At 35.0% G+C, this 8,708-nt stretch carries 7 protein-coding genes; 4 read left to right on the top strand and 3 right to left on the bottom strand.

Annotated features, from left to right (window positions below; translation table 11 throughout):
- Positions 1 to 64: 64 nt before the first annotated feature.
- Entirely contained in the window at positions 65 to 2,959 is a 2,895-nt protein-coding gene (locus RM51_RS12215; protein WP_039369753.1) for a S9 family peptidase, read from the bottom strand.
- A 156-nt stretch (positions 2,960 to 3,115) separates the two neighbouring features.
- Between RM51_RS12215 and htpG the strand changes: the two genes are divergently transcribed.
- Complete coding sequence (gene htpG, locus RM51_RS12210; RefSeq protein ID WP_039369786.1) at positions 3,116 to 5,008, top strand: molecular chaperone HtpG; 1,893 nt, start codon at positions 3,116 to 3,118, stop codon at positions 5,006 to 5,008.
- A 183-nt stretch (positions 5,009 to 5,191) separates the two neighbouring features.
- Positions 5,192 to 5,992 (top strand): alpha/beta hydrolase, encoded by an 801-nt coding sequence (locus tag RM51_RS12205; RefSeq protein WP_039369750.1) that lies wholly within the window; start codon positions 5,192 to 5,194, stop codon positions 5,990 to 5,992.
- A gap of 63 nt (positions 5,993 to 6,055) precedes the next feature.
- On the opposite strand, the gene RM51_RS12200 is transcribed toward RM51_RS12205, so the two are convergent.
- Positions 6,056 to 6,352 (bottom strand): MGMT family protein, encoded by a 297-nt coding sequence (locus RM51_RS12200; RefSeq protein ID WP_039369782.1) that lies wholly within the window; start codon positions 6,350 to 6,352, stop codon positions 6,056 to 6,058.
- Positions 6,353 to 6,512: 160 nt separating this feature from the next.
- Between RM51_RS12200 and RM51_RS12195 the strand changes: the two genes are divergently transcribed.
- Both RM51_RS12195 and RM51_RS19500 read left to right on the top strand, forming a co-directional pair.
- Positions 6,513 to 7,304 carry a glucose 1-dehydrogenase gene (locus RM51_RS12195; RefSeq protein ID WP_039369747.1) on the top strand — a complete coding sequence of 264 codons (792 nt, stop codon included), beginning with the start codon at positions 6,513 to 6,515 and terminating at the stop codon, positions 7,302 to 7,304.
- A gap of 128 nt (positions 7,305 to 7,432) precedes the next feature.
- On the top strand, positions 7,433 to 7,579 hold the full coding sequence (locus RM51_RS19500; RefSeq protein WP_165585005.1) for a hypothetical protein: 147 nt from the start codon (positions 7,433 to 7,435) through the stop codon (positions 7,577 to 7,579).
- Positions 7,580 to 7,595: 16 nt separating this feature from the next.
- Here RM51_RS19500 and RM51_RS12190 read toward each other — a convergent pair whose 3' ends face one another.
- Positions 7,596 to 8,687, bottom strand: coding sequence for an acyltransferase family protein (locus RM51_RS12190; RefSeq protein WP_039369744.1), 1,092 nt, complete (start codon positions 8,685 to 8,687; stop codon positions 7,596 to 7,598).
- Positions 8,688 to 8,708: the final 21 nt, after the last annotated feature.

Raw genomic sequence — 8,708 nt, 5'->3', positions numbered from 1 at the left:
TCCCGCCGAGCTTTTTTTATCCATTTTTATTTTCGGCAGCAAAGCCGCCGAAAATAAAATTCAATTAAGGTTTATCCTCCGTTAGTTCAAATCCCCAATCTTTCCCTTTTTGGGTGGCAGGAACACCTTTTGTCATCCAAACCGGAGCTTTAGCCCCTTTCAGATAATAATCAAAAAACTGCTGTTCACGGATTTGAATATCCTTTCTGTTCTGACGTTTTATCAAATTATGATCGTCTCCGTTATAATTCAGAAGCCATACCGGTTTTCCCAAACGTCTCAACGCCGTAAACATTTCAATTCCCTGATACCAAGGCACAGCTCCATCTTTATCATTACTCATGATCACCACCGGAGTTTTCACCTGATCAATCGTAAACAATGGTGAATTCTTAATGTACAATTCCGGTGCTTCCCATAGATTTTTTCCTAATCTACTCTGCGATTTCTCATATTGGAACTGACGGTTCATTCCTGAAGACCATCGGATTCCGCCATATGCGGAAGTCATATTAACAACCGGAGCACCACTCCACGCTGCTGCATACATATCCGTATGCGCAATAAGATAAGCCACCTGATAACCTCCCCAGCTTTGTCCCTGAATTCCTATTTTAGTTCCATCAACCCATGAATTCTGTTTCAGTTTTTCTACTCCGGAATTGATATATTCCATTGCTGATTCTCCGGGAAGACCATCAACATAGGAAATATCAGGAGTAAAAACCAAATATCCATTGCTTACGAAATAAGAAATATTCAATCTTGAAGGTGTTGGAGCAGGCGCTACATAACGATTCAGGTTGTCTGTGAGTTTTTCATAGAAATAGACAATCATTGGGTATTTTTTACTCGGATCGAAATTTTCCGGCTTATACAATACTCCTGTAGATGAATTTCCTTTTGGAGTTGTCCAGTTTACAAGTTCACTTGTTCCCCAATTATAAGTACTTTGTTGTGGGTTGGTGTTACTTAATTCTTGTTGTTCAGAGAAATTGGATGTAACAAAAATATTTGGAGAATCTGTATACGATTCTTTTACCAAAATATACTCGTCTGCATTTTTTGCTTTTTGAAGACTTCTGTATCCCCAGACATTTTCCATTTGGATTTTCACCGGATCAGAATTCGATTGAACAGCTGTTTTAAAAATTCCGTTTGCTTTGGATGTATTATCAAATGCTGATAAATAAATAGAAGCTTTACGATTTAAACTTTTAATATCTTTATCCAAATCGTAGGTATCAAACGTTATTTTATTTTTGCGTCCAAAACCATTCGTCATATTTCTTGGCTTTTTAGAACCGTTCAGGAAAAATTCCCAAAGATCAAAACGGTCTTTGATAATCACCGACTCATCATTATCTGTCCACGAAGCAATACCATAAGCATTTGGAAAATCCGGCATATCAAATTCTTCATCTACAAAAGAAACTGGCAATCCGCTATTCAATGGAAGCGTTTGTTTTGTTTTAACATTATAGCTTAGCCAAGCTCCTTTTTCTCTGTCAAAAATCACAATAAACTTACCAAGTGGAGAAACGGCAACCGAGCCATTCAAATCTCGAATAATTTCCGTTCTGTTTCCGGTTTTATTGTCAATCAGGAAATACGTTTTCTTTGTTGCACCTTCCCATTGAGAAGAAATACGGCTATTTAAACTTGTCATACCGATGACAAAATCAGCATTTCCATCGTTTACCAATCGTAGCGTATCCAAATCCTCTCCATCAATATTTCTAAAAAAATCGGGCTTTTCCGTTTGCATGACTGCAGCATAAGATTTTTTCAAATCATTTTTCAATTCCTTGAGCTGTACTGTTTGCAGATAATCATCTTTATAGTTCCAGATATCTACAACAGCATGATCATTCGCGATCATGGCAGTATCTTTGGCAACAGGTTTCGGAGCAACACCGAAATACAATTGCTTTCCGTTCTTACTGAAAATCGGGAAACGGTTTTCGGAGACTACCCAATTCTTTTTCATTTGGGCATTTTCATTGGTTACGATTTCCTTTTTATTCGTTTTAAAATTAAAATAATACAATTGATACAATTTCACTAGATCATTCTGCGCAGAGGAAGTTCCCACAAATGCTAACTGATTTCCATCTTCATCAAATGACAATTGTGAAAAATCGCCTTCCATTTCAGAAATCTTAGTTACAGATCTTTTTTGAAGATCAACAACCTGTACAGTTTCAAGTGCATATTTCTTAGGTTTTGATTTATCATTATCCTTTTTCTCTGCAACCTTTTCATCTCCGGAATCCTTCTCCTCTTTCTTATCCTTGCTTTTCTTCTCTTCCGATTTTTTGGTTACAAAAACTAGCTGCTTTCCGTTTTTACTGAATTCATAGCGGATTACATTATCATACGTTGTACTTTTCCCATCCAAAAGATTTCGAACGACCAACTGCAAAGGTTTTGCATTGTTATCCTCATCTTTCTTTTCATCCCCATCTTCTTTATCCGAAGTACCGTTCGATTTATCTTTCATATTTTCCAACAGATAAGCAACATACGAACCTCCTTTTTCAGGAATTTTAAACCCTTTTACATTCGGAATTTTTTCTACTGTAATATTCGAAAGATTAACTATTGCAAGACTGTCTTTTACCAATTTATCCTGTTTCAGTTTTTTGTCTTTTACCGCTTTTATATCCTTATATAATGGACGGATCTGGAAAACAGCAAACTTAGAATCATTTGTAAAATCAGATTTGGTTGCTCTTGCAAACTGTTTTGAAATTTTATTTTTAGGGGAATATAGAAAAAGGTTGGAATTTCCTTCCTGCGCATCCACAGAATAGGAAATCCATTTTCCGTCATTGGAAATTTTTCTTGCTCCGATACTTTGCCAGTTATCATAGACTGAATGATCTAAAGGCTTTTTCTGTCCATACACGAAATAACTCATGAGGAACAGAATAAAAACTGTACTTCTCAACTTCATTTTTAAATACTTTTTAAAGTTTAAAAGTAAGATATTTCTTTGATAAAACCTTTTTCAGTGCATCACTTCATTATAAGAGTGTCAAAATGTCACTTTTCAGCAAACGGTATTTTTTTTGAGAAAGATTTGAAAGAAAAAATTAAAACTAAAAATATTATGACGAAAGGAAATATCAATGTATCCGTGGAAAATATTTTCCCGTTGATCAAAAAATTCTTGTACAGCGACCATGAAATCTTTTTAAGAGAATTGATTTCCAATGCAACAGATGCTACTTTAAAATTAAAGCATTTAACAAGCATTGGGGAAGCAAAAGTGGAGTACGGAAATCCGAAACTGGAAGTTAAAATCGATAAAGAAAATAAAACGCTTCGCATCATCGACCAGGGAATCGGGATGACGGGTGAAGAAGTTGAAAAATACATCAATCAGGTTGCTTTTTCAGGAGCTGAAGAGTTTTTGGAAAAATACAAAGACACTGCAAAAGATTCAGGAATTATCGGACATTTCGGACTTGGATTTTACTCAGCGTTCATGGTGGCTGAGAAAGTTGAGATCTTAACTAAATCTTATAAAGATGAACCTGCTGTTCGTTGGATCTGTGACGGAAGTCCGGAATTTACTTTAGAAGAAACCACTGATAAAACCGACAGAGGAACTGAAATTATTCTTCACATTGCAGAAGATTCAGTAGAGTTTTTAGAAGAAGGAAAAATCCGTGAATTGTTATTGAAATATAACAAGTTCATGCCTGTTCCGATTAAATTTGGAACAAAAACCCATACATTACCTTTACCGGAAGACGCTCCGGAAGATGCGGTTGCAGAAACTGAGGAAGTTGACAATATCATCAACAATCCAACTCCGGCTTGGACGATTGCTCCAAGTGAACTAACGAATGAAGATTACATGAAATTCTACCACGAATTGTACCCGATGCAGTTTGAGGAGCCTTTATTTAATATTCATTTGAATGTTGATTATCCGTTCAATTTAACCGGGGTTTTATTCTTCCCGAAACTGAGCAATAATTTAAATATTGAAAAAGATAAAATCCAGTTATATCAAAATCAGGTATTTGTAACGGATGAAGTAAAAGGGATCGTTCCGGATTTCTTAATGCTTCTTCGTGGAGTAATCGATTCTCCGGATATTCCTTTGAATGTTTCTCGTTCGTATCTACAAGCAGATGGTGCGGTGAAGAAAATCTCTTCATACATCACGAAAAAAGTTGCCGACAAAATGTCTTCTTTAATCAACGAAAACCGTGAAGATTATGAGAAAAAATGGAATGACATCAAAGTTGTTATCGAATACGGAATTGTAACGGAAGAAAAGTTTGCTGAGAAAGCAGATAAGTTCACATTATATCCGACAACTGATGGGAAATATTTCTTGTGGAATGAACTGGAAGAAAAAATTAAATTGAACCAAACGGATAAGAATGGAAATGTAGTGGTTCTTTATGCTTCCAATGCCGACGAACAACATAGCTATATTCAGTCTGCAAAAGATAAAGGATATGAAGTTCTATTATTAGACTCACCAATTATTCCTCACGTTATCCAAAAGCTGGAAACTTCAAAAGAGAAAATTTCTTTTGTAAGAGTAGATTCAGATCACATCAATAATCTGATTAAAAAAGACGAACCTATCATTTCTAAATTGAATGAAACGGAAAAAGAATCATTGAAGAAAAATGTTGAAGAAGCAATCAATGATACAAAATTCACGGTTCAGTTGGAAGATTTAGACAGCAATGATGCTCCGTTTACGATTACCCAGCCAGAATTCATGAGAAGAATGAAAGATATGCAGGCAACCGGTGGTGGCGGAATGTTTGGAATGGGAGGGTTCCCTGAAATGTACAATCTGGTAGTAAATTCCAACAGCGAATTTGCTAATCAGGTGTTACAAACAGAAAATACGGAAGAAAAAGAAGGTTTGATTAAGTATGCTTTAGACTTGGCAAAACTTTCTCAGAATTTATTGAAAGGAAAAGATCTGACGGACTTCATCCAAAAAAGCTATCAGCATCTGAACAAATAAATTGACTATTTTATATTGAGAAATCGGGACTGCGAAAGTGGTTCCGATTTTTTATTTTCATGTAATTCTAATCTTTAATCCTAAGAAAATACGTTTTAGTCGTCAAAAATAACGGTTCGGTCATGATTTTTTTCAAAAGATATACATGCACAATATCTTTGCTTCATCATTAAAACAATTACTATGAAAACTAAAGCAATTATCACATTTTTCTTTGTACTGGCTCTTCAATTTTGCAACGCTCAGCTTGACGATAAATTTTATCAGCCTAAAAAAGAATTAAAGCCGATTGAAAACCTGAAATTTGAAGAAATCAGTTTACCGGTAACTCAAGATACGATCACAGCAATTTTCCTTAAGCCTAAAGCCGCAAAACCAAAAGCTACAATTTTGTTTTTTCATGGAGCAGGCGGAAATGTAACAACGTATACTTTTATGACTAAGCCTTTAGTTGACAACGGATTCCAGGTAGTAATGGTCGATTTCAGAGGATATGGAAAATCAACAGGAAAACCCACCCATCAAAATGTTGCTGAAGACGGACAAAAGTTTTTCGATGTTATTACTCAAAGAAACGATGTGAAAAACACAAAAATCTTGTTATATGGAGCTTCTTTAGGTTCTCAGATCGCCACACATTTGGCAAGAGCTAATAAAGATAAAACCTCAGGATTAATCATCGATGGCGGAATGTCTTCCTTTGCAGATATCGCAGCTGTTTTCGCTCCTGATTACAAAGCTATGCTTCAACAAATGCTGGCTTCTGTATATTCTGCCAAAGAAGATATTCAATACACAAAAGGACTTCCATCACTTTTTATTTACAGTAAAAATGATAAGACGGTTCCTTTTTCTCAAGGTCAGGAAATTTACGCTAACGCTTCTGAACCTAAACAGTTCTTAGAATTTACAGCAGATCACTTGGAAGCAGCAAAAGAGAAACCTGCTGAAGTCGTGAAAAGTATTGAATCTCTATTGAAATAAGAGATTTTATATCAAGGAAATTTATTGGTTTCGGCGCGGCTTTGCCGCGCCGAAACCTTTATTTTACAATTCATTCAACGGATCCCAGAACAGCTTTTTAAAATTTTTAATTCTAAAGTTTTCCACCACAATTCCTTCCGCTTTCAATTTCACCTGAAATTCAGGAACAGACAATGTTCCCGAACTCGAAATCACGCGATGGGCAGGAACATCTTTCGGACAACCTCCCATTGCTTTTCCTACGTGACGTGAATGATTGGGATAACCAACTGCTTTTGCGATAGCTCCGTAGCTTGTTACTCTACCTTTGGGAACTAATTTTGTAATTTCCCAAACCTGTTGTTTAAATATCTCGTCCATAAAAATAGCTGATAGAATAAAGGTAAACATAATTTCAAGACCAAAAAATTTGTTTTCAAATATTGTGAATTTTCTGTATTGCAATCGGTTTCTTACCATAGATCAAGATGTAAAATTTTTATAATCCGTACATTTAGATATAACTAATTCTAAAAAAATTATGGCAAATTTAAAAGGAAAAGTAATCATTGTAACAGGAGCAGCAATGGGACTTGGTCTGGCTGCAGCAGATGTATTAGCTTCTAAAGGAGCCGATTTGACATTGGTAGATTATAATGCCGAAGCTTTAGATAAAACGAAGGCAGATCTACAGTCAAAGTATCCGGAAAGTAAATTCTTAACAGTAACCGCGGATGTCTCTGTGGAAGAAAATGTAAAAAATTATGTTGATGAGACTGTTAAAACATTTGGAAAAGTAGACGGATTATACAATAATGCCGGAATTGAAGGAAAACAAGCTCCTTTAATCGATTATGATATTAATATTTTCAAAAAAGTAATCGATATAAATCTTTTAGGCGTCTATTACGGAATGAAATATGTGATTCCTGAATTACAGAAAAGCGGAGGCGGAAGAATTGTAAACGTAGCTTCTGTAGGTGGAATCAGAGGAGTTTCAAATCAAACCGCTTATGTTGCAACAAAGCACGCCGTAGCCGGAATGACAAAAAATGCGGCTTTGGAATATGGAAAAGATAATATTTTAACCAATGCTATTGCTCCCGGAGCTATTTTAACGCCAATGGTAGCAGAAGCTTTCAAGCAGGTGAATCCGAATGATCCGAAAGCTGCTGAAAAAGAATATGCATCGCGAAATCCTACAAGAAGATTGGGAGATCCAATGGATGTAGGACACTTGGTTGCTTATTTATTAAGTGATGAAAACGGATATGTTTCCGGACAGGTAATTGCTATTGACGGAGGAGAATCGAATATGTATGGAAATCCATAGAAGGATAATGCAATAAATAAATTTAATATGTTAGTGAGAAAATTGCCTGTCAAAATGATGGGCAGTTTTTATTTTAAACAAAACCGCATACTTTTTGAATGTTATTAACAACACTAAAATATTTTGTCATGAAAAAATCATTTTTCAAATTTTTGAACAGAATCAATAAAGCGATTCTTCCTAAACTGAGTAATAAGGATCCCAATACTCTGACAAAGATCCAGAAAGGAATTCTGGCGTATCGTTATTTTATACTGGTGAATTCTTTAGATTAGACAAGAGAAATATTTCTTATTTAATTTTAGCAATTAATTTTCTGCTGAGTTCATACAGCGGTTTCTCAATCAGTAAATAAATGATGATGGAACAAATCCATAGCAGTACAAAATTACGGTCAGGTAAATAGATGTATTCCTTTAACTTTAGATTGAAATAACTGATATGGACAAGATAAAAAACAAAAGAAGCGTTCCCCAAAAGAATCAAAAATTTTGTAGAAAGTACTTTGGATACGATTGTTTTTTCTGACATCAATCCCCAGAAAAAAACACCAATAGCAACCGGTAAAAACAATTCGTGAATTAATCTTCCCTCCCATCGTTCTACTCCATGTACGAAGTTATTTCTGGCAAAAAGTGCAATCGAAATTGTAAAAATAATAATTCCAATTCCTCCGTATAAAGTTGGATTTTTTAATCGTTTTAAAACTTCCAATCCCTTTTCCTTTTTCATCAGAGAAGCCAGTAACATTCCGGAAAAGAACTCTAAACTTCTTGCGAAAAAAGTATTTCCCATCATAAACTTTAACGGATATAAAAAGCCTTCAGGATTATTATTGTACCCATGTAAACCATATCCTATTGCAAAACTCAGGAGAAAAAGCCCCAATAAAAATGAAATACAGTATTTCCAGCTTTTTTTCAGTAATAAAAATAAAAGAGGCGATAATAAGTAAAAAAAGAATTCTACTTGAAGCGACCAAGCCTGTACAATTCCTGAAACCGAATACTTTTCAAATAAAGAATACAAAAGAGAATACTGCAGGAAATAAGTATCTACATTGCGAGAATATGCAGTATCTAGAAAGAAAAAACTCAGCAAAATCCAATACAGCGGAAAAATTCTCGCGATACGGAGCAGAATATATTTTAAATAAGACTTTTTGGATTCTAAAGGTGAATCTTCATAACGATATGCTAATAAAAAACCACTCAGAACAAAGAAAACTGTCACTCCGATATGCCATTCACTAATGAAGCGCATAATCGGAAAAGGTAAATCATCACGCCAATATTTACGGTTATGATACACAAATACCATAATCGCTGCAATGGCTCGCATTCCTGTGAGAGCTTCGAATGTATTTTTCTTTAGATTCTCCAAAATACTTAAAAAAATAAAAGG

It is taken from the genome of Chryseobacterium taiwanense (assembly GCF_000813825.1).
In the GTDB taxonomy this organism is placed as follows: domain Bacteria; phylum Bacteroidota; class Bacteroidia; order Flavobacteriales; family Weeksellaceae; genus Chryseobacterium; species Chryseobacterium taiwanense.
The sequence above is the reverse complement of the archived record's forward strand: the minus strand, read 5'-3'. Positions and strand labels throughout refer to the sequence as shown.

What these genes read in the sequence shown, in the direction of transcription:
- RM51_RS12215 (WP_039369753.1), bottom strand. Translation starts at nt 2,959, where the DNA reads ATGAAGTTGAGAAGTACAGTTTTTATTCTGTTCCTCATGAGTTATTTC.
- htpG (WP_039369786.1), top strand. Translation starts at nt 3,116, where the DNA reads ATGACGAAAGGAAATATCAATGTATCCGTGGAAAATATTTTCCCGTTG.
- RM51_RS12205 (WP_039369750.1), top strand. Translation starts at nt 5,192, where the DNA reads ATGAAAACTAAAGCAATTATCACATTTTTCTTTGTACTGGCTCTTCAA.
- RM51_RS12200 (WP_039369782.1), bottom strand. Translation starts at nt 6,352, where the DNA reads ATGGACGAGATATTTAAACAACAGGTTTGGGAAATTACAAAATTAGTT.
- RM51_RS12195 (WP_039369747.1), top strand. Translation starts at nt 6,513, where the DNA reads ATGGCAAATTTAAAAGGAAAAGTAATCATTGTAACAGGAGCAGCAATG.
- RM51_RS19500 (WP_165585005.1), top strand. Translation starts at nt 7,433, where the DNA reads ATGAAAAAATCATTTTTCAAATTTTTGAACAGAATCAATAAAGCGATT.